The sequence below is a fragment of the Ancylomarina salipaludis genome (assembly GCF_004122035.1).
Taxonomy (GTDB): domain Bacteria; phylum Bacteroidota; class Bacteroidia; order Bacteroidales; family Marinifilaceae; genus Ancylomarina; species Ancylomarina salipaludis.
This window is the reverse complement of the sequence record NZ_SAXA01000017.1, coordinates 56,323-79,601: the sequence shown is the minus strand read 5'-3', so window position 1 is coordinate 79,601 and position 23,279 is coordinate 56,323. Positions and strand designations below refer to the sequence as shown.

Below are 23,279 nucleotides of genomic sequence, written 5' to 3'. Positions count from 1 at the left end.
TAATTTAAAAGACCCTCTGGGAAAAAGAGTGATAATAAGGATTTTTGCATAAGAGGTTAATGGTTTTAAATTGAAGCTCCCAAAGATATGATCAATTTAAAGCAGACCCAACTTTTACCAGTGATCCGAAAAGAGGCTTTTCGTTTCTCAGGACTAATAATTCTTTTACTTTTGTTAAGTCTCAAACAAAACGTTTATGAATCTTCTGAAAAAAAAGACCTGGAGCCTTATTGGCCTATTTTTCATATTAATTTTGAATCAATCACAAGCTCAATTAAAGCGTGAGAATTATTCAGCTTTTTCTGCTGAAAAGAAATCGCAAAGCCTAAATCCCGGTCTGGGGAAAGAGGTGTTTTCAAAGAAAAATCTGCTGGTATTTGGTGGGCTTTTAGGCTCAGCCTTCTTGTTGGACGAAATCGTTAAGGATGGTATGATTCATAACCAAAATGGGTTTCTCGATGGTTTTACAGATATTTCAAATGAGTTTGGAGAGAAAAAATATATGGCAACAGCCACATTGGCTACCTGGGCAATTGCCACAGCCATAGATGATGAACGATTGGCTACAACAGCAATGAATTCAGCAAAGGCTCTCATATGTGGAGCTGTTTTAACAGAGAGTACCAAGTTTATTTCGGGGCGTTCGCGTCCGGATATGAATCGGGGTTCTCTTCACTTCGATGCCTTTGGGGGGAATCGTAACGGGACCAAGTCTTTCCCGTCGGGACATGCTTTTGTGGCATGGTCTGTGTTCACACCTTTTGCTCAGGAATATTCCAAGTGGTTTTATGTGGTACCTGCCGGAGTGAGCTTGGCGCGTATGTATCGCAACCGACATTGGTTTTCTGATGTGATTTTAGGAGGGGGAATTGGTTACTTTGCCGGACTTTATTTTCATAAAAGAAAGAATCAGAAGGTTTTGTTTAATGGCAATGGAATTGTGATTAAATTCTGAGTGTTGAATATCATGTTTTTCCTGAAAGCTTATGTGTATATTCCCAAACTTTTTTGATCAGAATATAATCCGAAAAAAATAGAAATATGAGTGTTGCTAAAGTGTTGAAGAGTTTCCCAAGAACCTTTTGGGTAGCGAATACGATTGAATTGTTTGAGCGTTGGGCCTGGTATGGTTTCTTTATGCTGTTTGCCAATTACCTAACCGGATCATCTGATGCCGGAGGCCTTGAGTTTACCCAATCGCAAAAGGGTGTGATTATGGGGGTTGGAACAGGGATTCTATATTTTTTACCAGTTATTACGGGTTCAATAGCCGATAAGTTTGGTTACAAACGGGTTTTATTCTTATCCTTCCTTATTTATATTTCAGCGTTTATCCTTTTGCCCCAATTGGATACCTACACGGGGGTTTTTATCGCCTATCTGTACTTGGCTTTGGGAGCAGCGCTTTTTAAACCTATAGTATCGGCAACTGTTGCTAAAACCACTCAGGATGAAAATTCTTCTATTGGTTTTGGTATCTTTTATATGATGGTGAATATTGGAGCTTTTTTTGGTCCACTGGTTACCCTATTGTTTAAAGGATCGCAGCTGATTTTTTATATTTCGGCAGCTATGATTCTGGTTAATTTTATTCTCCTCTTGTTTTTTGATGAACCTAAAACACCTGAAGAGAAGGAAGAGGCTGCAGGAAATAGTTTTTGGAATTTAATTCAAACGCTATTGGCATCAACTGTGATTTTCATGTCCTTATTTGGAATTTTCCTTGTGATTTGGTTGATCGAACGCCCACTCTTTATTGTGCGCTTATTCTTCCCATATGGCGAACAGATTGCTTTCCGATGGGCCAGGTTTGTTAATACTTTGCCAATAGGAGAATCGAACAAATCGGTCTTTAATAATACGACTGGAATTTTTAAGGACACAAAATTCATTACTTTTCTGGTGATTGTTTCAGGTTTTTGGACCATGTATTTGCAGTTGTTTTTCACCCTGCCGGTTTTTATAGCACAATGGGTTGATACCTCAAGTGTATATGCCTTTTTTAGTGAGTATATGCCTTTCTTTAGTGACAATTACGGAATGGCCAACGGACAAATGGAGGCAGAATTTATTACCAATTTTGATGCACTCTTTATTATCGTTTTCCAAATTATCGTTTCGTCTGTAGTGATGAGAATGAAGCCCTTGAGTTCGATGATGGTGGGCTTTTTAGTTTGTGCTATCGGAATGACGCTTACACTGGTAACGCAGAATGTAGTGTTTACCATTGCCGCGATGTTTATTTTCTCGATTGGTGAAATGGCAGGTTCTCCTAAAATTACCGAATATATTGGCCGCATCGCGCCAGCTGATAAAAAGGCCATTTATATGGGATACTCTTTTATCCCAGTATTCATTGGTAATGTGTTGGCGGGTTTGATTTCGGGTGATGTTTACCAAAAGATTTCTGATAAGGTTGAGTTTGTGAGAGCTGAGGCTATGAGTCTTAATTTATCAATCCCTACGGGGCTTTCAAATAATGCTTATTTCGATACGGTTGCTCAAAAGATGAATATGTCGAGTGTTGAATTGACTCGTCATCTTTGGGAAAAATACCATCCTTCGCAGATTTGGTATGTTATTTTCTCGATTGGATTAATCGCAGTTATAGCTTTATTCTTTTATGATCGTTTTCTAATTAAGGATAGTTCATCAAAATAATCGATATTAAAAAAATAGACTTCAAACGAGCCCTGATCGGAAGATCAGGGCTCGTTTTTTTTACCTGCAAAAACCTTTAAAACAGGTCTTGTATTAGTTGAATAAATACATCATCCGAACCTGAGAATCCGGTCTTCCGATTAAATTTTTCAGATAATCTTTTTGTTCATGAAGGACTCCGGATCTCTGAATATAGCCCTTACATAGCGGCATAGCTGCATGCCAAGCTCCACTCGGACTGCTATCCTTAAAGCTGATCACTCTGACCAAGGTATGAGCATCAACGCTGATCAGGCAGTATTTGTAATTTTGAGCCTCCTGCAAAGCCGTCGAAATATTTTCACGATTAATCTCAATAGTTTTATCAGCTTTAGCCTGTGCCATATTGTTGATACTTATGATAGGCTGCTGTTGATTAAGCTGGTTTCCGTCTATTTTTATAATGTCTGACAGGAATTGTTTGAGTACGGCAATCTTGGTATTTTGCGCTTGACTCGAAAGACTGCAAGTAACAAGGAGTATAATGATAAATCGTTTCATTGGATTGAATATTATGAGCTTGTTTCGCTTTTAGAATAATTAATTTAAAACAATCAGCGTGTCATATTTTGCATGATCTATATCAAACTTACAAAATATGTTTAATAATAATGCAAATTTCTTTTTACAATTCATTTAACAACTGTAATCCGTTTATCTCAATCTCTTGTAAATCCCTCTTTATATCGTCAGTTTTTGTTTTGTTAATTAATCAGATTTAGATACTTTTGTCAGGCATTGGCCCCATAGTTCAAGGGATAGAACAAGTGTTTCCTAAACACTAGATACAGGTTCGAGTCCTGTTGGGGCTACGGATAATCCTCGTGAGTATAACTTACGAGGATTTTTTTGTATCTGGTCACAATATGTCTATGGATTTTGTTATTTAAAAAGTGGTTTGGTGTCTTTGGCTGTGCTTATTTTATATGGATAAGGGAATGAGATTTTACAACTATTGAAAAATTTAAGGATGTTTGTAACTTGACAGACTTGACAGTAGGAATGAGGAATTATTGTTTATAATTTTGAAAAATTACTTGTAAATACTCATCAATTATAAAAGTAAATCAAATGAAGAAATTATTATTTATCGTAGTTATAATAATTACAATGTTTACAGCATGTTCAGAAGATAAAGATGCTGAAATAAAACCAGAGGTAAAGTTAAACAAAGTTAGTTTTACAACTAATACATTATCGAGTAATGTAACAGAAACAAAATCTGGTGTAGTATTACCAATATATGATTACTTATTATTTAAACAAGATGGTACATTTGTTAAAACAATTCAATTTACGACTGGAACTATAGCAGATGAATTACCTGCAGGAGATTATACTGTGACATTAATAGGACACGACTATGATAGAGCAACATTTTCTACAGCGGGCGATTATATTGATTGTTATTGGAATCTTGGTTTTGCTAGTATATCATACACAGGTATATTTAAAGGTAAAGTTGATTTTACAATTGTAGATAATGAATCTTCTGCAGTTGCTATTGATTTAACTCGTATATCATGTGCATTAGCACTCAATCTTACAGATGTACAAGAAGGATATATTGAGGTTGAGCTACAAAATATGCCATTTTGTTATTGGATGGGCATGCGCGGTGCTGAGGGTGCATATCGTTTTAGTTATAGTGAAGGAGCGCAAGGAAGTTCTCAATTCTTAGCACCTCAACTTGTAAATGATTCACCATATTTAGCAACTGTAAAATTATCTTTATATCAAAACAGCACTCTTGTAAAGGTGAAAACAGTAAATGATGTGCCATTAAAAGCTAATTGTACAACAACTATTACCGGAGAGTTTTTGAAAGATGATGCAACCACAACAAAAAATTCGGTATTTGATATAGTCGTTAATGAAGATTGGGAAGATCCCATTACAGTAAATATTTAAATAGGAGTATTGTTCACATATTTAGGTACTTTCACGTAAATTGTGTCAGCAAAAAGCACATATAAGGGTAGTTGGAGCTCTTGTATGTGCTTTTTATTTTTTTTTGCTAAATCCTACAATTTTTTTCTTCTTTTCATACTTGATTGTATTCTTCTGCTTTCTGAAAATCTTTTGAGAATAGCTGATATCAGATGTTGAATGTTTTGATATGATAATGATTTGGTATCCTTATTGTTAGAGGGGTTTATTCATGAAAAATATATTTTAAGAATCGCGGATCTTTTTGTATCTTATATGTAGTTTTAGTCAAGATTGATTGAGAGTTGTGTTTATTTAATAATGTGGGATTATGAAAGAATTGAGACTAGTTTGTATTCTTGCTTTATTAGGTTTTCTTATTGGTTGTTCTTCATCTTCGAATGATGATGATGAAATGTTGCCACCCTATAACAATAATAATGAGGCATTAATAGCGGCACAAAATTATTTTAATGGTAGTTTGAAACCAATTATCGATAGCAAGTGTGTGACCTGCCACGAAGGAAAGCATAATAAAAACGATGCTTTTAATTTCGGCGTATTTAATAATGCCAGAAATAGTGCGGACAATATGTATAACCAGGTTAATAGTGGGAAAATGCCCAAAGATGCGGGTAAGTTGCCTCAGTCTGAAATAGATAAATTTAAGGAGTTTATGGATTTGGTTGATAAGATTTAATAAATTTTCGTACTATGAGATGGACACGAGTATTTATGCTAATTATCGTGAATGCCTTGGGCATACTCTCAATTAATGCTCAGGATTACGGTCGTTTGTTGCAACAGCTCGACACGAGTGTTATTGATCAGCATGTCAGGGTTTTTAAAAGTTCACGATTAATCCTTAGTCAGTCTACGGTGCAATTGTCGGAAAGGGAGTTGCAATTTAGAATCTCTCATCTTTTTGGGCGAATTTCAGATGGAATTGACGAATTGTATGGTTTGGATCAAATGTATAATGTTGACTTGTCTTTGGAATATGGAATTTCCAATTCATTTCAAGTGGGACTTGCCAGATCGAATGACTTTGACAAGACCTTGCAGTTTTCGTTTAAAAAGGCAATTCTAAAGCAGGACCTATCGGACAAGCCACAGGTATCTCTTTCTTATTTTGGGAGCATCAATATTAAATCAAAAGATTACGAGGTGAGTCGAAGTTTTAACGATCGCCTCGACTATATAAATCAATTGCTTCTATCGAGAAAGTTCTCCGATAAATTTTCTGCACAAATTGCCCCTAGCTTTGTTTATATAAGTCGGCCATTTACCGGGGAGCACCCCCATGAGCTTTTTGCAACAGATTTGGGACTGAGTTTCGCTTTAACCAAATCAACAAATATCAACCTTGAGTACATGTACACTTTTCCAACATTTGGCAGTGACTTATACGATTTTGACAGGAATGTTCTTGCCCTTGGGGTTGATATCGAAACGGGGGGCCATGTTTTTCAGTTATTTATTACCAATTCGACACGTGTACAACCCGGGAGTTTTATTCAGCAATACAATAACGATGGCTTTTTTAGAGGGCATCTGCATTTAGGTTTTAGCATCATGCGATCATTCAATTTATAAGATGAATATCAAATCAATCATCATATTAATTGTATTCGTATCTTTTGTGCTTGGTCTTAGAGCACAAGAGAGATATCAGGTGAGCCAAGGTGTTATTTCATTTTATTCCTCAGCTCCCCTCGAGGATATTTATGCCGTGAATAACAAGGTGAGGTCTTTAATTGACTTGTCAACTCTGGAATTTGCTTTTGTAGTCCCCATTCCGGGTTTCGAGTTTAGGAAAGCATTGATGAAGACTCACTTTAATGAAAGGTATTTGGAATCCGATAAATATCCGAATGCAACTTTCACAGGGAAACTAATCGGTGAATCGGTTACGGAGAAATCAGGAATGAAAAAAATTGTGGCAGAGGGTGAGATTAAAATACATGGGGTAGCAAAAATGATGGCCATACCAGCCACGATCATTTTTGAAGATGATAAACTGATTGTTGAATCGGAATTTATTTTGAAACCCAAGGATTTTAAAATTAAAATTCCTCGCATATTAATCAAAAATATTGCCGAAGAGGTGCTTGTTAAAGTGAATCTTGTTTATGAATTGGAGTAAGTCTAAAATTCGTATTAATGAGTCCGGAGCGACTTTAAAAAGATAAGTCTCAGCAGGTAGGTTGCCTGTTGAGACTTATTTTGGTATCCCATGGAACGATTCATGAATAGGTATCATTTGTATCCTTCCGAAATGGGATTGAGGTTTTAAATCTTCTTACCAATATAGAAGGCATAGCCGTAATAGGCTTTGTACTTCTGATACAATTGCTCTTCGTGGCGTTGGTTGGCAATAAAATCTTCAGCCGTTTTGTTCCCTGCATTTTTTTTCAGAAATATATCCTGAGCAGCATGTTGCGGCGCATAGAAATGTTCGGTCCAGCAGTTTTCAGGCAGAATAAAGCTGACCACGGGCATATAGCCTGCTTTTTGCATTTGGGCTACTTTGTTAGGAATGGTATCTATGCCTGGATAAGCATCCTTCCAAAAGGCCTCGATTTCGGCAGGCCGATCTTCGGTAAACCACGAGGCTTCAGTTACAGCAATATAGCCTCCCGTTTTTAGGAAGGGCCGCCATTCTTTCAATCCCCGCTCGAAGCCGATATTATAAATAGCGCCCTCTGACCAAATCAGATCCAGTTCCTCATTCTGGAAATGCAGCTTGTCCATAGACCCCACTATGCCTTTTACTCTATCCTGAAGATTGTGTTTTGTGGCATTTGATTTGAACAGCTCAATAAAAGTGGGAAACAGGTCGATGCCGGTAATTTGCCCGGGAGCATGCCGGGCCAGTACCATGGTTTGGCCTCCTGTGCCGCAGCCAATATCGGCTATTCGTGACTGTGGGGTCAGGTTATCGACAAAACTTAATGCCTTTATCGTAATCTCTGGGCTTCCGGGCCCCTGGCGTTCGAGGTTTGAGAAATAGTCGCAAATTAAATTGAGATCGAATTCGTGTATGGATTTATTTTCTTCACTCATGATGTTTGAATTTTGGTGTTGAAACCTGGCATGGGCAAGCATGTTAGCCTTGCGAAGTCTCAAATTAGGATTTAATATTTAGATACAAAAACCAGCCATGATAATCCGTCCCCAAAAAAAGGGAAAAGATTGCGGGCGATTTCCATATGGCAAAAAATTGAAATTACAGGTATATGAAATTGCTCCGACATGAATATGTCAGAGTTTTAATAGGGGATAAGCCTGGTCAGAACGCCAAAGCTTATTTACCTCACCAAATCTGTCTTAAGTATTAACATCAATTGTTTTTAGTTGTGTTAAAAATAAAGCTTTTTTGTTTTAAAGCATAATATTTTTAAGTTTTTGATAGTAGATGCTGCAAGTCATGTGGTAATGAAAAAACCTCCTAAATATCTATTCAGGAGGTTTTACACTTTCATATGACGTTTCTTGTTAAAAAAAATAGTCAATCTTTAAAAATATCTCTTACAAGAGATAATAATTCCTTTACTGATTAGGCCAGTTTGCCCATATACTGCAATGACCAGCCTCATCGGTTTTCTCGATATTGGTTTGTATGCCCGAGTAGGCAGCATTCATTGCCGAGCGAGGACTGAAATGCAGTTTGCCGGTACCTGAATCTAAAAAGGCTGTACCAAAATGCGCCTGACTTAAGCCATGGCCCGACTCGTGCATAGCAATGGTTTCCACATCGTAATGATCCCCAATTCTCCAACTAAAATTATCGTTGTAATAAATCTCTCGCCAGGCGACATCGGATTTTCTATTGTTATCGTAATCGCTGTCAGTAAAAATAATTGTGAAGGTTACACCCAAAATATATGAACCACCATCAATATCGATTATATCGAAGAAATCGCGTGGTAACCAGCCACAATGCATTACATCACCAAAATAATTGAAGCTTCCGCCAAAACCGAGCAAGGCTGCAACAAAGCCTGTTTGTTCTCCCGTATAAGGGAGTTGAAACATATTTAAGTTCGAACAGCTTACATTATCCCAGGTTGCCATCGCTCTTTGAATAGCCGAAGTGGTTTCGTTCAACGAAAGCTCCGAACAGGGCCTGTTTTCATCGATATAATAGGAGATATCAGTAGTCCCATCAAGAGAAAAATTGATATCCGGAACGAAGTCGGCTGCTAGTTTTTTATTGCCAACATTCATAAAGAAAACTGTCCGTCCTATTTTGCCGGATTCGCCTGTCGTAAAGTATTCGGCTTTTAAAACGCGGAGGTTTGCAGGTACCCCTTCGCCATTTGTGGCTTTCAGATTCCATTGCGAGTAGTAAGAGGAGAGATCCATGAATATGGGCTCTGCATCGATAGGTGTTTGCTTATCGGAATTGTTGTTCTCACAGGAAATAAGCGTAAACAAGAATACGGATAGCAATAAAGCAATCTTTGTTTTCATTGGTTTCGTTTTTAAGTGATAAAATGTGAGGGTTTACTTGTCTGTTTTTTATAGAAAATAGAAGTTACATGCTTCTCATTAGTAAGTCAAGCTTATTTTGACAGACAGTTGTTTATTGGAAATTTACCCAAGCACAGATGATGACGAATCAGGAGTCGAATCGACGATAAAAGGTTTTTTATGGCTGGCTATAACTCGTTTTTCAGATTGAGAACCTCTGCAAGTCCGATTTCATAAGAAATTTAAGCTATACTGGCTTATCTATTTGGGGTCGTTGCAATCAATTGTTTTGTGATCACAATTTACTGCTGACAGAGATTTTTGCTGTGATTTTCTAGTGGGATAGGCCATGCGTATATAAATTGGCTATTTTAAAGTTTATTGAGTGCTAAATTTATTTTTATGCCAATTAGCGGGGTTGTTTTTAATGTAATCGGATATGCGTTGGAAAGCGCCCTCGTTTCGGATGATGTGATCGTGAAATCGTCCTTGCCAGGCAAAATCTTCATGTCCGTTTTTTCTGCTCCATCGGGTTAAGCTCGATTTAAATTGGCCTATTATTGCTGATAGCGATCCAGCAATGGTTTTCCCAAATTGGTTGGTTTGCATAGCTATATTATTTTGTTGGGATGCGCCATGTTTTTTTTCTTTTTCCTCCGGATGGGGCAGATCATGGCTTGACCGTACTTGGCTGTGGTGCGGGTGTACGATGTCGATGATGCCATGAATATGGTTGGGCATGATTATAAATTCGCCTAATTCTATATGGGGAAAATGTTGGGGAATCTTGTTCCAATACAAATAGGCTTGCTCACCTATTGCTGACAGATGCATTTTGCCATCTTCAATTTTGCCAAGTGTATGTTTTCTGTTTTTTGTACAGATGGTAATAAAATACCAAGCCTGCGAGCTGTAATCAAAATTGCGGAGGCGGATGTGTTTGCGCGTTCTCATTTTTTCTGCGATTAAACAAATAGAAAATTACAGAAATCAATTGTATTATAAAAGTTGCAGTGCCTATATGTGTTGGAAAGCGCTCTCCTTACGGATAATATAATTGCGAAATTAGTGCTATGCTATGGCTTCTTCTATTTTGTTTTTTTCAGTTGGGTTAGGTCATGGTTTCTTTTATTTTGGTTTTCTCTAGTTGGGTCACGCCATGGCGTGACCGTACGGAGTGATGGTGCGCTTATACGATGATGCCATGAATAGGATTAGGCAGGATTGTAAATTTGTCGATAATAATTAGTGCCTCCAAAGCTATGAATCAGATATAAAATCCCAAGAAAAATGCCTCCCAGCCTGTGGTTTGAGATGTATTTATCCGGAATCATATAATTTCTATGCTTTTGGTATTAATATAGGATAATGTTCTCCCTGTGCCACTCCAAAAAATCCAAGTTCGGTAATCCTCTACTTGGTAAATTCATTGTTTGACCTTCCATTTTGCCAAAGTTGGTTTGGTAATAGTCTTTGGTGCAGTGTTCTTTTAAGTTTGTTGAGATAATCATGCGGTAGTTCTCATCGAAACAGATGAGGTGCTTGTCGAATGCTTTATCGTAAAGTGCCGAAAGGCAAATGCCATTGGTGGGGTTAAGGCGTTCTTCAACGTTTTGCGACCAAGGTATAATGTGGCTGGCAATAAGCAGGACGGGCATGTCGATACCTGTTACCGCACATTGGTTTTGATAGTTTGAGAGAATCATTTGTCTAAAGAAGTTTTGGTTCACCCTTGTTTTGACGTAACGCTCGCGGGTTTCGCCTGCCATTGTGCTTAGGTCGGGGAGTTCAGCTTGGTATTTGTTTTCAAGACTGAGACCTTGCATAGTAGCCAATATGTTCTCACTCTCAAATACAAGGGCTTCTCTGTTGTTTTGGAATTCTTCAAAAATCAAACGGTCACCTTTCCCAGCGTTTTTCATACCTTTTATTCCTCTGGCTTGTAGGTCGGGATCAAAACTTGCCAGATTTGATAGCTTTAAACCTACGGCGCTGGGTGTTCGTCCTATCAATTCAGCCAATTGAATGATTTGAGGATTTGTTTTGGAAATTTTCCCAAATGGTATTTTACAGTAGAGGTTAAAGGCAAGGATGAGTTGCTCTCTTGTCCAGTTTGGGTTTCGCATTTATTCGTGTTTATAGATTTAAGGTTTATGTAAAAATAAAGAAAATATCATAAGTTTAATCTCTTTGTTAAAATAGCATCTAAACAATAGTTTGTCGTGATTTTATTAAACCTAAAATCGGGTTTCGTTTTTTATTTTAGATGATTTTCCCTTTATGTTTTATTCTGAGCTCCGTTCCCACGGGATTGATCCGTTTGCAGCTTGCGAGAGCTTCGTTCCCACGGGATCGTCTCGTTTGCAGCTTGCGAGGGCTTCGTTCCCAAGGGATCGTCCTGTTTGCAGCTTGCGAGGGCTCCGTTCCCACGGGATTGTCCTGTTTGCAGCTTGCGAGGGCTCCGTTCCCACGGGATTGTCCTGTTTGCAGCATTGCAAATGCTCCAATCCCATAAAATTATCCAAATTCACATCTTAGTAGCCTGATAGTCTTCGTTTTCGAATAGTTTTCGGCTTTAAGAGTTGATATTTGTCAATGCTCTAATCTGGAATCAGTATGAATTAAGTCTTTTTTCACATTGGGTCATGTACTGTAAAGTCTGATTGTTGTTAATGTTTTGTTTATGTGCTTGTTCGTTCCTGCGCTGTTGTTTCGAAATTAAATTTATTGTTTACTTGTAGATTTTGTAAATTCAATATACTGTTTCATCATAAAATAATAGTGTTATGAATTTACATGTTTTATCTCATGCTGATACCAATGAAATAGGGAGCATTGCCAACAATGCCCTTAAGGAATTAGCCAAAAGCGATTGGAGTAGCGATGTGTATTTAAAAACAATTTTTGATCGCTTACAGTCGGAAACCAATGTGCTGACTGCAGCCATTGGCCTTGTTCGTAAGAACGATTACACGCAGCAATTGATTGCACAGGATGCTTTGTTCGATCAGGCCTTTATTGGAACCAAGCAGTTTGTGTATGCCAATACGTATTCTTTGGATCGGGCGGTTGCAGAAAAGGCACAGAAGATTTGGGCCATTTTCGAAGCGCACGATCTTAACCTGTATCGTTTGGGCTACGAGCAGCAAATATTTGTCACCCACTCGCTTTTGAACGAGCTGGATAAACCTAAGAATAAAACACTCATTGAGTCGTTGGATGGGGTTGTTGCTTATCTTAGTCAGCTGAAAATTCAGAACGAGGCTTTGGAAACTTTGTTTCAGAAAAGCAAAGAGGATGAGGCCGCAAAGAGCGCCAGTATTGCACCATCCACTCAAAAGAATTTAATTCGTGAAATTCTTAATGTCGATCTATTCCCTTATATCGAGGTGATGAGCAAAGTAAAGCCTGAGATATATGCCGCGAGTTTTAAAGTGATATCGGAATATGTCGAAAGCATCAACATTAAGGTGAAAGCCCGTAAAACCCGAAGCGAGAATCAAGTGGAGGCGGAAAAACTCTCTTAATTCGCAAACAAACAGATAAGGTATTACTTACAACAACTGCTTAAATCCCCCGGTCATTTTCTGTATCCGGGGGATTTTTGTGTTGATAAATCGGTCTGTTTATTCGACTGATGGATACAATTAATTTTACTCTATGGGTTTATACTGTTTTGTTTATTTTTTGTAACTTAAATGTAGTTTTTAATCATAAGACAAATTAGTAAGCTCATGACATTACAGGTTTTAAGTCTTGCTGATACCCATGATATAGCATGTATCGCAAGTGTTACGATTCAGGAATTTCAAAAAAAAGGCTGGATTAAAGATGTGTATTTGGAGGTAATTTTAGACCGATTGAAAATTGAAACAGAGGTGTTGGTTGCGGCTGAACCCAATATCAGAACGAATGAATTCGCACAAAAATTAATGGTTCAGGATGCACTATGCACTCAGATTTTCAATGGGATTAAGCAGTTTGTTAAGGCTAATACCTATTCTGTGGATAGGGACAAAGTTAAGAATGCCGATATGATTTGGGCCGTTTTCGAAGCTCATGATATTTTGCCTTACCGTTTGGCTTACGACGAGCAGATTTTTTTATGCGAATCGCTGCTTAAAACGCTCGATAAGGAGCATAATCAAAAAGCAATTGCAAGTTTGGACGGGGTGATGGGCTATGTGGCGCTTCTAAAAATGCATAAGAATAAATTGTGTGCCATTCTTGGGGAATCGAAGATCGATAAGCAGACAAAAACGGAAAGCATTGCTGCTGTAATTCAAAAAAATGTGGTGTGTCATATTCTGAACAAGGAGCTATTACCATACCTTCAGGTGATGAGCAGAGCCAATGCTGATGTGTATCGGCTTAGTCTAAAGGCTATTTCGGAATACATCACATCTGTTAATACGAAAATAAAGGATCGGAATGCGTATTTTACTTATCAGGTGAAAGCGCAACTGATGGAAGAAATAAACAACTAAACCCGACTTTGTGTCTCTGGCACAACTCTCCAGAAAAATCCTCCAACTGACTCAGTTGTGGGATTTTTTTATTCAGTTCTACAGTGTTTTCGGTGGTTTCCCGAATATTTTGCGTGCATACAATATCGCATCAAATTATAATTCCTGATGCATCATTCGTAACTCGTCCTTGGGTGTGATCACATCCGATTCGTAATAAAATTCTGATCGGTCGATTAATTCGCCCATCATTACAATCAGGAGATAAACAGCCAATGGCATGCTGATGTGCATATCCCAAAGTATGTAGGGAAGCAATAAACACAGTATGCGAAACACCGATAATACAGGGAACCAGGCCAGGGTTTGTTTTTTTAATGCGCCTTTTCTCCACATGTACAGACAGCCTTTGGCCAGAAGTGTTAATTCGATCAGAATTGAGATTTCGGTCAGCCAGGCAAATAAGAGGATTGCTGTCAGGCTTACCATGCCCGAGTGGAAAACAAGCTCATCTTTTCGTTTCAGAAATTTATATACCCGATCAACCGAAATAAGACTGAAGAGTCCAAAGGCCAGGGCAGCATAACCAATCATTCGATTTTCGGTAATGATTTGCAGACCACTTAGCCCAAGGAAGGCCGAAAAGGAAAAAATTTCACGACTCAGCCAGGAGCCCTTCAGGTTGAGAATGAATCGCCACATGCGCAACTTCTTCCCAATGTGAAGTGATGTCAGCGCAATGGCCAGTACTGAAATAAGGGCAAACGGAATCAGGGGCAGATCTGCCTTGCCGAACAGATGAGCCGCTTGCCAACTGACCAGACCAGCTACTGCCAGGGTGAATAAAACCAAGGTCCATTCCTTATCCAGTGAAATTTTCGATTCAGTGCGGGGCAGATAGCTCTCAACTTTTTTGAGATCAATTTCCGGTGCATCAGTATTTTCAATCTGTGGTTTTCGGTGTGCTTCGCGCAGAGGAATCAACTGAATGGCGGGTTTAATACCTCGGTTTACAAAACCGGGTGTCAGATGATTTTTTTCATCCACGTCTTCCTGACCGAAGGACAAGGCTCCTACCGGACAAGCCTCTACACAGGCCGGTTGTTTCCCCTCCGAAATGCGATCGATACAGAAGTTACACTTTTCTACAATCTGAGTTGAGGGATTGAATTTGGGTGCATCGTAAGGGCAGGCCCAGGTGCAATATTTGCAGCCAATACAGGCTTCGGCATGATGAATAACAGCCCCCGTTTCCTTATCGCGGGTATAGGCCAGAGCCGGGCAATTTTTCATGCAAGGGGCTTCTTCGCAATGGTTGCAGGCCAATGAGAAATGAAAAACCGGCAGTCCGGGATGTTTAATTTTGTTGTGGCAGTTCACTTCGCGCCAGTTCACCTGTAAGCTGGTGCCATTTTCGATACTGCAACCGACCACACAGGCCATGCAGCCCACACATTTGTTTGTATTGAATATGAATGCGTTTTTTTTCATTTCTGCAGTTTTTCAATGTCGACCCATGTATTGTGAAAGGCTGTGCCGTGCCCCATATCTGTTTCTGTTCCTTTGGTAAAGAGGTTCGGACTTGCTCCGTTTAAGGCCCAGTGTCCGTTGGTCAGCACCACATTGCCTGGTCGCAGGCCCAAGTCGAATTGCACTTTAAGTTCGGCTTGTCCCTGATGGTTGTATAATTTCACCCGTTCGTTGTTTGCTATTTCTCTGGCTTCGGCATCCAGCGGATGTACAAACAGATAAGCTTCCGGATCGAATTGTTTGATGACTTCCAGATTCCCGAATTGGGAATGGATTCTGTTTTTGGAGTTGGGCGAAATCAACTGCAAGGGAAATTCGTTTTGTTCAGGCAAAGGCCGATAGTCGGGCAGGGGGTCGATTCCCCACATTTCCTGCGCCTGCTTGCTGTAGAGCTCAATTTTACCCGAAGGCGTCGGAAACTGATGATCGACAAAGGGAATCTCCTCAAAAGAATTGGCCAGCTGCGGGCCTTCTTTTAAGGCTTCGAGGCTGAGTTCCGGGAACTTTTTCAGGCAATTCTCCAAATAGTTTTCAATGGCTTCATCGGTAGGAGCGGGAATGTGTTTGCTGATTTCAGCCGCATCCATACCCAAACGTTTGGCCAGCAGATAGTAGATTTCGGTTTCGGGTTTAACTTCGCCCGCAGGTTCCACTACTTTTTGTTTCAATTGCACATAGGGGTTCCAGTAAGAGCCGATAATATCCGATTGCTCAAACATATTTTTGGCTGGCAGAATGATATCGGCCTCGTAAGCCGTATCGGTCATAAACTGATCCACCACAACCCGAAACCCGGCTTTTCGAAACGCCTTGCGAATGCTGTTGGTATCCGGATTCTGAGAAAGTGGATTGCCTCGTTCTACCCAAATCATTTTTACTTCCGGATCGACGAGTTTTAAGAGGTCTTCGCCCAGTTTAGCGACAGAGACTTTTCTTCGGAAGCTGGGGTGTTCGCAACCCGGGAAATAGGACAGGGGTTCTTTCAAATCGTCGAACACATAGCTTTGCAAATTGGCGTAATGCCAGCAAGCCCCTTGTTTGCCAATATTTCCGGTTATGACCGAAAGAGCCAGCAAACAGCGCGTGGTCTGACCGCCATTTTCGTAGCGTTGCATGCCATAGCCCGGGATGAGGGTCATGGGTTTGATGGTGCCTATTTGTTTGGCCAGATGGCGAATGCTGGTTTCGGATATGCGACAGATTTGTGACACTTTTTCAGGTGTGTAAGCCTCTGCACGTTCTTTAAATTGTTCGAATCCTAGAACGTTTTTCTCAATAAAATCGTGATCGATCCAATCGTTTTTAATGATTTCTCGGGCCAGTCCTAAAGCCAAAGCCGCATCGGTTCCCGATTTCACCTGGAACAAGCTATTGGCTCGTTCGGCAGACGGGGTTCTTCTGGGATCGATAACGATAAATTGGGCGCCTTTTTCCTGAGCTTTTTCGATGGGGATCATCTCCTGAATGTTGGTTTCCGCCGGATTTTTTCCCCACAAAACAATCAGTTTGGCATGTTCCAAATCCCAGGGGGCATTGTGCTTATTGGCTCCAAGGCATAAACGGGTGGCTTCCAATCCGGCTGGCCAGCACAGGTTGCCATAGGTGGTGGTGGCACCGCCAAAGAGTTTCCAAAAAGAGGTGCTGACTCCATTCAATAAACCCGACATGCCGCTTGATGCAAAATACAGGACCGAATGGGGGCCAAACTGTTCTTTGCAATTCGATAAGTTTTCGGCAATGCAGTCTAGAGCCTCATCCCACGAAATGCGTTGGTATTTGCCTTCGGCAACTCGTTTCTGCGGATATAAAATTCGGTCCTTCGAATTGGCGCGCTCCACATAGGCCAGGCCTTTGATGCATGGCCCTTCGGGAGTGGCTTTGTTTTCGGAATGTGGCTCAATACCACAAATTCGGTTATTCTCTACTCTGACTTTTAGGCTACAAGTGCTGTAGCAATTTCGGGGGCAGGCAGATGAGATGAGTTTCATGGGATTGGGGCGTTAAATTCGCTGAAAAATTAGTCAAAATAATTAAGCCATTAAACAGGAAAGAGCAATACAATAGAATTTTGATTTTTGACTTTCGCTTCGCGACATCACAACGACGGGTTTTATGGTTCCCTGAATTAAACCTGCCAGTTCACCCCCTCCAAACAACATGAGCCCCTTGTAAAAGGTGTTGGCCGCTTCAAGTGATGGAAAAATAAGGGCATCGGCCTCGCCATTGATGGGTGTTTCCACGCCTTTGATGGCAATACTTTCTTTGTCGCAAGCCAGAAAAACATCCAAAGGCCCATCTACAATACAATCCTTAATCTGACCTCTATCGGCCATCTTGCAAATTGTTGTATCATCTATGGATGACGTGAAAGTCGGATTGGGTTTCTCGGTTGCACTAATCAAGGCCACTTTGGGTTTTTCAATTCCAAATCGTTTTGCCATTGCCACACTGTAATTCACCATGGCGATTTTTTGGTTCAGATCGGGATAGGGCAATACGGCTGTGTCCGAAACAAAGAGGAGTTTGTCGTATTTGGGTAGATCGAGCGCACACACATAAGACATGATGGCTTTAGGAGGCAAAAGACCTTTGTCCTTGTTTAAGACTGCCTTAAGGAATTTATCCGTTCCGATTAAACCTTTCATCAGCACATCAGCCTCGCCATCTTTAACCATTCGAACCGCTTCAGTAACGGCTTCCTGCTGATCGGGTAGATCAACAATTTGGAAGGCATTGGGCTCTACATTTTCAGCAGAGAGGAGTTTCACAATTTTTTCTTTGCACCCGATTAATATCGGACTTGCAAAACCTGCTTTTGAAGCTTCAATCAACGCGCCAATGGTGTTGTCGTCTTCGGCAACTGCCACTGCTATTTTTTTGTTCACAGCCAGATTTTCCAGGTGCGAAACCATTTCCTTAAGTGATTTGATGGCATTCATATTTCAAGAATCTTAAGATAGATACGATGTAAAAGTAGATAAATAATGCTGAATCAGATGCATGTAAACAGGCATGCAGCCAATTACCTGTAACAAAGCCCGGAGTTTGGCCCCGGGCTTTATTTTATATGCCTTCAGGCAATATTATGAAATCGAAAAAGGATTAACAGGTTTCTCCAACCTGCATCTCAGCCTTAATGATTTCAGCTAAACGCTGAACACCTGCTATTGCTTTCTCGTTGTTTACATATGAGAAGTTCAGGCGCATGGTGTTTTTTCCGCCACCGTCGCAATAGAATACATTTCCGGTTACGAAAGCCACTTTCTTTTCAATGGCTTTGTGAAACAGATCCATAGCGTCCATATGTTCAGGAAGGGTGATGAAAAGAAACATCCCTCCTTCAGGATGGGTCCATTTGACACCTTCGGGCATGTGTTTTTCCAATTCGGACAACATCACATCACGACGTTGGTGATACAAATCGATGGTTTTTTTCAGATTGGTTTCGAACACGCCTGAGTTCATATAACGCACAGCAATTTTCTGTACAAAAGTTGGTGTACACAAGTCAGCCGATTGTTTTGCAATTACAATTTTCTCATTCACATCTTTCGGTCCTAAAATCCAGCCAATGCGGAATCCCGGTGCAAAAATCTTAGAGAAAGTTCCCAAAGTGATGACGTGATCGTTATTATCCAAATCGTACATCATGCGCTGAGGCTGACCATCGAATCGCACTTCGCGGTAAGGACAATCTTCAACGATTAACACATCGTATTTGTGTGCCAATGCAATGATTTCCAAACGGCGTGATTCCGGCATGGTAATCCCTGTTGGGTTCTGGAAGTCAGGAATCACATAAATGAATTTTGGTTTGATGCCTTGCTGCTTCAATTCTTCCAATTTGGCCTCCAAAAGCTCAGCACTCATGCCTTGCTCATCCATTGGGACACCAGCCATTTTAGCGCCGTAAGCCTGGAAAGCACCAATACCACCCAGGTACGATGGCAGGCCGCAAATGACCACATCGCCTTCGTTCACAAAAACTTTACCTACCAGGTCAAGACCTTGTTGCGATCCGGTTGTGATAATTAGGTTATCTAAAGTTGCCTGGGTGCCTTCGTCTGTATATTTCTTCAGAAGCACCTCTCTTAGTTCTTTAACCCCTTCGGTTGCATCGTATTGCAAAACTGCTGCACCTTCTTCGCGCAACATGTCTGAAACAATGGTATCCAATGCATCTACAGGAAAGGATTCAGGAGCTGGTAAGCCCCCTGCAAATGAAATAATTTCAGGATTCTGAGTCAATTTTAAGATCTCACGAATCGCAGATCGTTTGTTGTTATTGCTGATTTTGGAAAAAGTACCTTTTAAATCGCTGATCATATCTTGCTAATTATGAATTATAAATGATTAATTATGAATTTTCATAGTTGATAATCTGATGTTATCGTAAATCATTAATAATTCTGAATTTATAATTAATAATTATTTATAGCCATTGTTTACGCATACGAGCCCATTTTCTGTCGCGATTCTCAATCACGCACTGAATGTCCTCATCGGTCATGTGCTTAAATCGGCCTTGCTTTTTCAGATAGTCTTTTACTGAAGCAAATTCCTTTGGATTGCGATTCAATTTGTATTCGCCATCCTCAAATTCGGCTAAGAAAATCAAACCACAGTCTACAGCATCCTTAGCAATCTCAATAGAGGTTTCAGTCGGAGTTCCCCATCCTGTTGGGCAGGAAGCGTACACATGAATAAAGGTCGCGCCTTTGGTATGCTTGGCTTTGTTTACCTTGTTTAGGAAATCCTGAGGGTAACCAATGCTGGCTGTTGCCGCATAGGCAATATCGTGAGCCGCAATAATCTCGAACAAATTCTTTTTGTGAGTGACTGTTCCCGGGATGTTTTTACCAGCAGGTGTTGTGGTGGTTTTGGTTCCGTAAGGGGTCAATCCACTTTTCTGAATTCCTGTATTCATATAGGCTTCGTTGTCGTAGCAGATGTAAAGCACATCGTCGTTACGATCAATCATACCTGACAAGGCCTGGAATCCGATATCGGCTGTTCCACCGTCACCTGCAAAAACTACAGTTTTCACATCTTTTTGCCCCAAAGCTTTGGCTCCTGCTGCAATTCCCGATGCCATACTGGCTGCTCCGGGGAAGGTTGTGATTATTGCATTGGTATTGAATGCCATTTGAGGATAAATAAAGCCTACTGCCGACATACATCCGGCTGGTAGGGCCGTATAGGTGCGCTCACCCAATACTTTAAGTGCCAATCGTACTGCCACACTTCCGCCACATCCGGCGCAAGCTTTATGACCATAGAAAAATTCCTTCTCGGTCATGTTTTTCGCATTCACTTTTGGGATATCTACTAGATTAGTCATTGGTTTCTACGTTAAGGCTAAAAAATTCTACTTTTTCTTCACTTTTCTTTTCAATACCATCCAACAGGTGATTGAACATGTCTTCGATTTCAGCTTTGGTGATGTCACGACCACCCAGTCCGCCTACGAAATTGCTTTTGAAAACATATTTGTCGATTTTTGAAATCGCTGAGTTTACATTGGTGTAAACCGTTCCTTCGTATCCAAAAGAGATGTCTTTATCGATTACACCGATTGCCTGAACACGCTGTGCAAGGTCTTTCACTTCAGCTTCGGGGAAAGGACGCATGTAACGAATTTTCAGCAAACCAACTTTTTTGCCTGCAGCACGCATTTTGTCAACCACCACACGAACGGTTCCGCAAACACTACCAAGTGCAACCAAAACCACATCGGCATCTTCGCAACGGTATTCTTCAACCATATCGTGGTACTTGCGACCAAACTTCTCTGCAAACTCCTGATCCACTTCACGAATCACATCAACAGCCTTAAACATGGCTTCGTTTTGCTGATACTTAAATTCTGTGTTATCATCCGGCTTAGAACTAAAACCAAGGTTTTTGGGCTCTTCGAAAGACATTTTGTTTGGTGTTTGGAATGGAGGAAGGAATTCATCTACCATTTTTTGCTCAGGAATCTCAACCAACTCGTAAGTGTGAGTCAGGATAAAGCCATCCAAATTCACCATCATTGGTGTTAAAACGTCTTTGTGTTCAGCAATTTTGTAGGCCTGGATAATCATATCCAAAGCTTCCTGTGCATCTTCCACATAAACCTGAATCCATCCGCAATCCAATAGCGACAAGGAATCGCGCTGATCGCCGTAGATACTCCATGGCAAAGCCACCGAGCGGTTGGCATTCATCATGACCACCGGCCAACGACCACCAGAGCAGTAATGCAGACCTTCGGCCATGTACAAAAGCCCTTGTGAAGAGGATGCGGTAAAGGTTCTGGCGCCAACTGCACTGGCACCCATAGTTGCTGAAATCGCAGAGTGCTCAGACTCTACGTGCATGTATTCGCCATCCATTTCGCCGGCTTCTACCATTTCAGACAGACGCTCAACGGTGATGGTTTGAGGGGTGATTGGGTAGGCAGCAATCACATGTGGACGCGATAATCGCACGCCCTGAGCAACTGCCTCATCACCTGATATGAATATTTTATTTGTTTTCATTGTTTTTCCTTTAATTCTGTTATCGGTTTTCAGTTATCGGTTTAAACGGAAAACTGATAACAGACAACTGTTTACTTTTAACCCTTCAACTTAAAGTTGTTCTTTTACCATCTCAATTGCATCCTTTGGGCATTCGTGTGCGCATACGCCACAGCCTTTGCAATAATCCATGTCGATTTTGATTTGCCCACTGTCTTTTATGATGGTGCCATCCGGACAAAGCAGATAGCAACGAAGACAGTAAACACAAGCATCGTGATCAACTACGGGTCGGAATGTTCGCCAGCCCGCATTGGTTTCAGGTAGGTAACCAGCCTTGTATTGTGGACCGGTAGGGTAGTCATCTATATGTGTTGGGAAAGTAAATTCCGTATGTTTAGGTCTGTTCATTATATTTCAATTAGTAATGAGTGATTAGCAATTAATAATTACTAATTGTTAATTATTAAATCGAAGGCACGTTCCACAATCTTCGTGTTCAATTCGGCCAATTTGGGTTTCATTTCAGTTCGGATACTGGCAAGAGCAGCGTCCAGACTAACCAATCCGGATGCGGCAGCCAATGCACCATACATAGCCGTGTTGGTTATTGGTCGGCCCAATACCTCCATTGCCAGAGAAGTTGCATCAATCCCTCTTAAATCAAAACCTTTCAAAGTCTCGCGGTATTTTTCGATATTCTCGGTATTTACAAGAATACAAGCGCCTAGTCGGATTCCTTTTTCAAATCCCGGGGTGATTAATGTTTCATCCATCACCACCACATAGTCGCTTTCCTGCACCTCACTGCGATCATGAATTTTACTGTCATCAATTTTGGTGAAGGCCAATACAGGAGCACCTCTTCGCTCAGGTCCAAAGGATGGAAATGCTAAAGCATGCTTGCCTCCGTGAACACTAGCTGCAATTCCTAAAAGACGAGAAGCGGTAAAGCCACCTTGTCCTCCTCTTCCGTGCCATCTAATTTCTTTCATATGTTTTGTTTGTGTTTTGATTTTGAATGTGACTTATCGAACCTGATATTCAGGTTAAAAAGTCTTGTAAAATTACGCTTAAGCCTAATTATTTACTAGAATATGCCTTGAATACAGAAAACTGATCTAGTGAAAGGTGGTTTTAAAAGAATTAATATCTTTACAAAGCTTCGAAACAGTTGGTTTAATAGTAAAATATTCTTTTTATGGAAAGTTTAGATCGCACAGACAGGAAAATTCTAGAGTTGCTTCAACAAGATTGTCGTATAACTATCAAGGAGTTAGCCGAAAAGCTTCATTTGAGTAATACGCCTGTTTACGAGAGGGTGAAAAAGTTGGAACGAAGTGGCATTATTAAAAATTATGTGGCGGTGCTCGATCCTGAGAAAATTGACCGAAGTATGGTGGTCTTTATCTCAGTTTCAATAACGAAACATACTCGAGATGTGGTTCAAAAGTTTGAAACCGAAGTCTTGGCTTTACCCGAGGTGATGGAGTTTTATATTACGTCGGGGAATTTTGATGCCATGCTGAAAATAATGGTGAAGGATATGCATGCCTTTCAGCACTTTATTCAGGAGAAACTTTCAAAATTCGAATACATCACACGTTTCAACAGTACCTTCGTGATTTCTTCAGCAGAAAAGATAGGTTACGATTTATAGTTGTGAATTGGGATT

The 23,279-nt window shown here is 40.4% G+C and carries 22 protein-coding genes and 1 tRNA gene; 10 read left to right on the top strand and 13 right to left on the bottom strand.

Going from position 1 to position 23,279, the window contains the following annotated elements:
• Positions 1 to 196: 196 nt before the first annotated feature.
• Complete coding sequence (locus EO244_RS15045) at positions 197 to 955, top strand: phosphatase PAP2 family protein (protein ID WP_129255510.1); 759 nt, start codon at positions 197 to 199, stop codon at positions 953 to 955.
• 86 nt (positions 956 to 1,041) lie between these two features.
• Positions 1,042 to 2,661 (top strand): MFS transporter, encoded by a 1,620-nt coding sequence (locus EO244_RS17045; protein ID WP_206734580.1) that lies wholly within the window; start codon positions 1,042 to 1,044, stop codon positions 2,659 to 2,661.
• A 93-nt stretch (positions 2,662 to 2,754) separates the two neighbouring features.
• On the opposite strand, the gene EO244_RS15035 is transcribed toward EO244_RS17045, so the two are convergent.
• Positions 2,755 to 3,201, bottom strand: coding sequence for a hypothetical protein (locus EO244_RS15035; protein ID WP_129255509.1), 447 nt, complete (start codon positions 3,199 to 3,201; stop codon positions 2,755 to 2,757).
• Positions 3,202 to 3,440: 239 nt separating this feature from the next.
• Here EO244_RS15035 and EO244_RS15030 point away from each other — a divergent pair.
• The 5 genes from EO244_RS15030 (at position 3,441) to EO244_RS15010 (ending at position 6,775) form a co-directional block, all read left to right on the top strand.
• A tRNA-Arg gene (locus EO244_RS15030) sits at positions 3,441 to 3,512 on the top strand.
• A 259-nt stretch (positions 3,513 to 3,771) separates the two neighbouring features.
• Positions 3,772 to 4,611: a hypothetical protein gene (locus tag EO244_RS15025; RefSeq protein WP_129255508.1), complete on the top strand. Its 840-nt coding sequence runs from the start codon at positions 3,772 to 3,774 to the stop codon at positions 4,609 to 4,611.
• Positions 4,612 to 4,960: 349 nt separating this feature from the next.
• Entirely contained in the window at positions 4,961 to 5,329 is a 369-nt protein-coding gene (locus tag EO244_RS15020; protein ID WP_129255507.1) for a c-type cytochrome, read from the top strand.
• 14 nt (positions 5,330 to 5,343) lie between these two features.
• Positions 5,344 to 6,225 carry a DUF5777 family beta-barrel protein gene (locus EO244_RS15015; protein ID WP_129255506.1) on the top strand — a complete coding sequence of 294 codons (882 nt, stop codon included), beginning with the start codon at positions 5,344 to 5,346 and terminating at the stop codon, positions 6,223 to 6,225.
• 1 nt (position 6,226) lies between these two features.
• Positions 6,227 to 6,775 (top strand): YceI family protein, encoded by a 549-nt coding sequence (locus EO244_RS15010; protein WP_129255505.1) that lies wholly within the window; start codon positions 6,227 to 6,229, stop codon positions 6,773 to 6,775.
• Positions 6,776 to 6,921: 146 nt separating this feature from the next.
• Here the strand turns inward: EO244_RS15010 and EO244_RS15005 are convergent, their stop codons facing one another.
• The 4 genes from EO244_RS15005 to EO244_RS14990 form a co-directional block, all read right to left on the bottom strand.
• The gene (locus EO244_RS15005) at positions 6,922 to 7,758 is read right to left on the bottom strand and encodes a class I SAM-dependent methyltransferase (RefSeq protein ID WP_241687992.1); all 837 of its coding nucleotides are present in this window, start codon (positions 7,756 to 7,758) and stop codon (positions 6,922 to 6,924) included.
• A gap of 423 nt (positions 7,759 to 8,181) precedes the next feature.
• Positions 8,182 to 9,105 carry a zinc metalloprotease gene (locus EO244_RS15000; RefSeq protein WP_129255504.1) on the bottom strand — a complete coding sequence of 308 codons (924 nt, stop codon included), beginning with the start codon at positions 9,103 to 9,105 and terminating at the stop codon, positions 8,182 to 8,184.
• A 378-nt stretch (positions 9,106 to 9,483) separates the two neighbouring features.
• On the bottom strand, positions 9,484 to 10,059 hold the full coding sequence (locus tag EO244_RS14995; protein ID WP_129255503.1) for a transposase: 576 nt from the start codon (positions 10,057 to 10,059) through the stop codon (positions 9,484 to 9,486).
• Between the two features lie 401 nt (positions 10,060 to 10,460).
• Entirely contained in the window at positions 10,461 to 11,231 is a 771-nt protein-coding gene (locus tag EO244_RS14990; protein ID WP_129255502.1) for an HNH endonuclease, read from the bottom strand.
• A gap of 660 nt (positions 11,232 to 11,891) precedes the next feature.
• On the opposite strand from EO244_RS14990, the gene EO244_RS14985 reads away from it, so the two are divergent.
• The gene (locus tag EO244_RS14985; protein WP_129255501.1) at positions 11,892 to 12,632 is read left to right on the top strand and encodes a DUF6261 family protein; all 741 of its coding nucleotides are present in this window, start codon (positions 11,892 to 11,894) and stop codon (positions 12,630 to 12,632) included.
• A gap of 207 nt (positions 12,633 to 12,839) precedes the next feature.
• A complete protein-coding gene (locus EO244_RS14980) occupies positions 12,840 to 13,592 on the top strand; it encodes a DUF6261 family protein (RefSeq protein ID WP_129255500.1) in 753 nt (250 codons plus the stop codon).
• Between the two features lie 135 nt (positions 13,593 to 13,727).
• Here EO244_RS14980 and EO244_RS14975 read toward each other — a convergent pair whose 3' ends face one another.
• The 8 genes from EO244_RS14975 to EO244_RS14940 form a co-directional block, all read right to left on the bottom strand.
• Positions 13,728 to 15,014, bottom strand: a complete 1,287-nt coding sequence (locus tag EO244_RS14975; protein ID WP_262707922.1) for a 4Fe-4S dicluster domain-containing protein — start codon at positions 15,012 to 15,014, stop codon at positions 13,728 to 13,730.
• Positions 15,015 to 15,058: 44 nt separating this feature from the next.
• A complete protein-coding gene (locus EO244_RS14970; protein WP_129255499.1) occupies positions 15,059 to 17,089 on the bottom strand; it encodes a molybdopterin-containing oxidoreductase family protein in 2,031 nt (676 codons plus the stop codon).
• A 42-nt stretch (positions 17,090 to 17,131) separates the two neighbouring features.
• Positions 17,132 to 18,040, bottom strand: coding sequence for a phosphate acyltransferase (locus EO244_RS14965; protein WP_206734579.1), 909 nt, complete (start codon positions 18,038 to 18,040; stop codon positions 17,132 to 17,134).
• Between the two features lie 163 nt (positions 18,041 to 18,203).
• Positions 18,204 to 19,427 carry an aminotransferase-like domain-containing protein gene (locus tag EO244_RS14960; protein WP_129255498.1) on the bottom strand — a complete coding sequence of 408 codons (1,224 nt, stop codon included), beginning with the start codon at positions 19,425 to 19,427 and terminating at the stop codon, positions 18,204 to 18,206.
• Positions 19,428 to 19,533: 106 nt separating this feature from the next.
• A complete protein-coding gene (locus EO244_RS14955; RefSeq protein ID WP_129255497.1) occupies positions 19,534 to 20,442 on the bottom strand; it encodes a thiamine pyrophosphate-dependent enzyme in 909 nt (302 codons plus the stop codon).
• Entirely contained in the window at positions 20,435 to 21,625 is a 1,191-nt protein-coding gene (locus EO244_RS14950; RefSeq protein ID WP_129255496.1) for a pyruvate ferredoxin oxidoreductase, read from the bottom strand. Before EO244_RS14950 ends, EO244_RS14955 begins: the two co-directional genes overlap by 8 nt.
• A gap of 90 nt (positions 21,626 to 21,715) precedes the next feature.
• Positions 21,716 to 22,015, bottom strand: coding sequence for a 4Fe-4S binding protein (locus EO244_RS14945; protein ID WP_129255495.1), 300 nt, complete (start codon positions 22,013 to 22,015; stop codon positions 21,716 to 21,718).
• Positions 22,016 to 22,056: 41 nt separating this feature from the next.
• Positions 22,057 to 22,599 carry a 2-oxoacid:acceptor oxidoreductase family protein gene (locus tag EO244_RS14940; RefSeq protein WP_129255494.1) on the bottom strand — a complete coding sequence of 181 codons (543 nt, stop codon included), beginning with the start codon at positions 22,597 to 22,599 and terminating at the stop codon, positions 22,057 to 22,059.
• Positions 22,600 to 22,805: 206 nt separating this feature from the next.
• Between EO244_RS14940 and EO244_RS14935 the strand changes: the two genes are divergently transcribed.
• Entirely contained in the window at positions 22,806 to 23,264 is a 459-nt protein-coding gene (locus tag EO244_RS14935) for an Lrp/AsnC family transcriptional regulator (protein WP_129255493.1), read from the top strand.
• Positions 23,265 to 23,279: the final 15 nt, after the last annotated feature.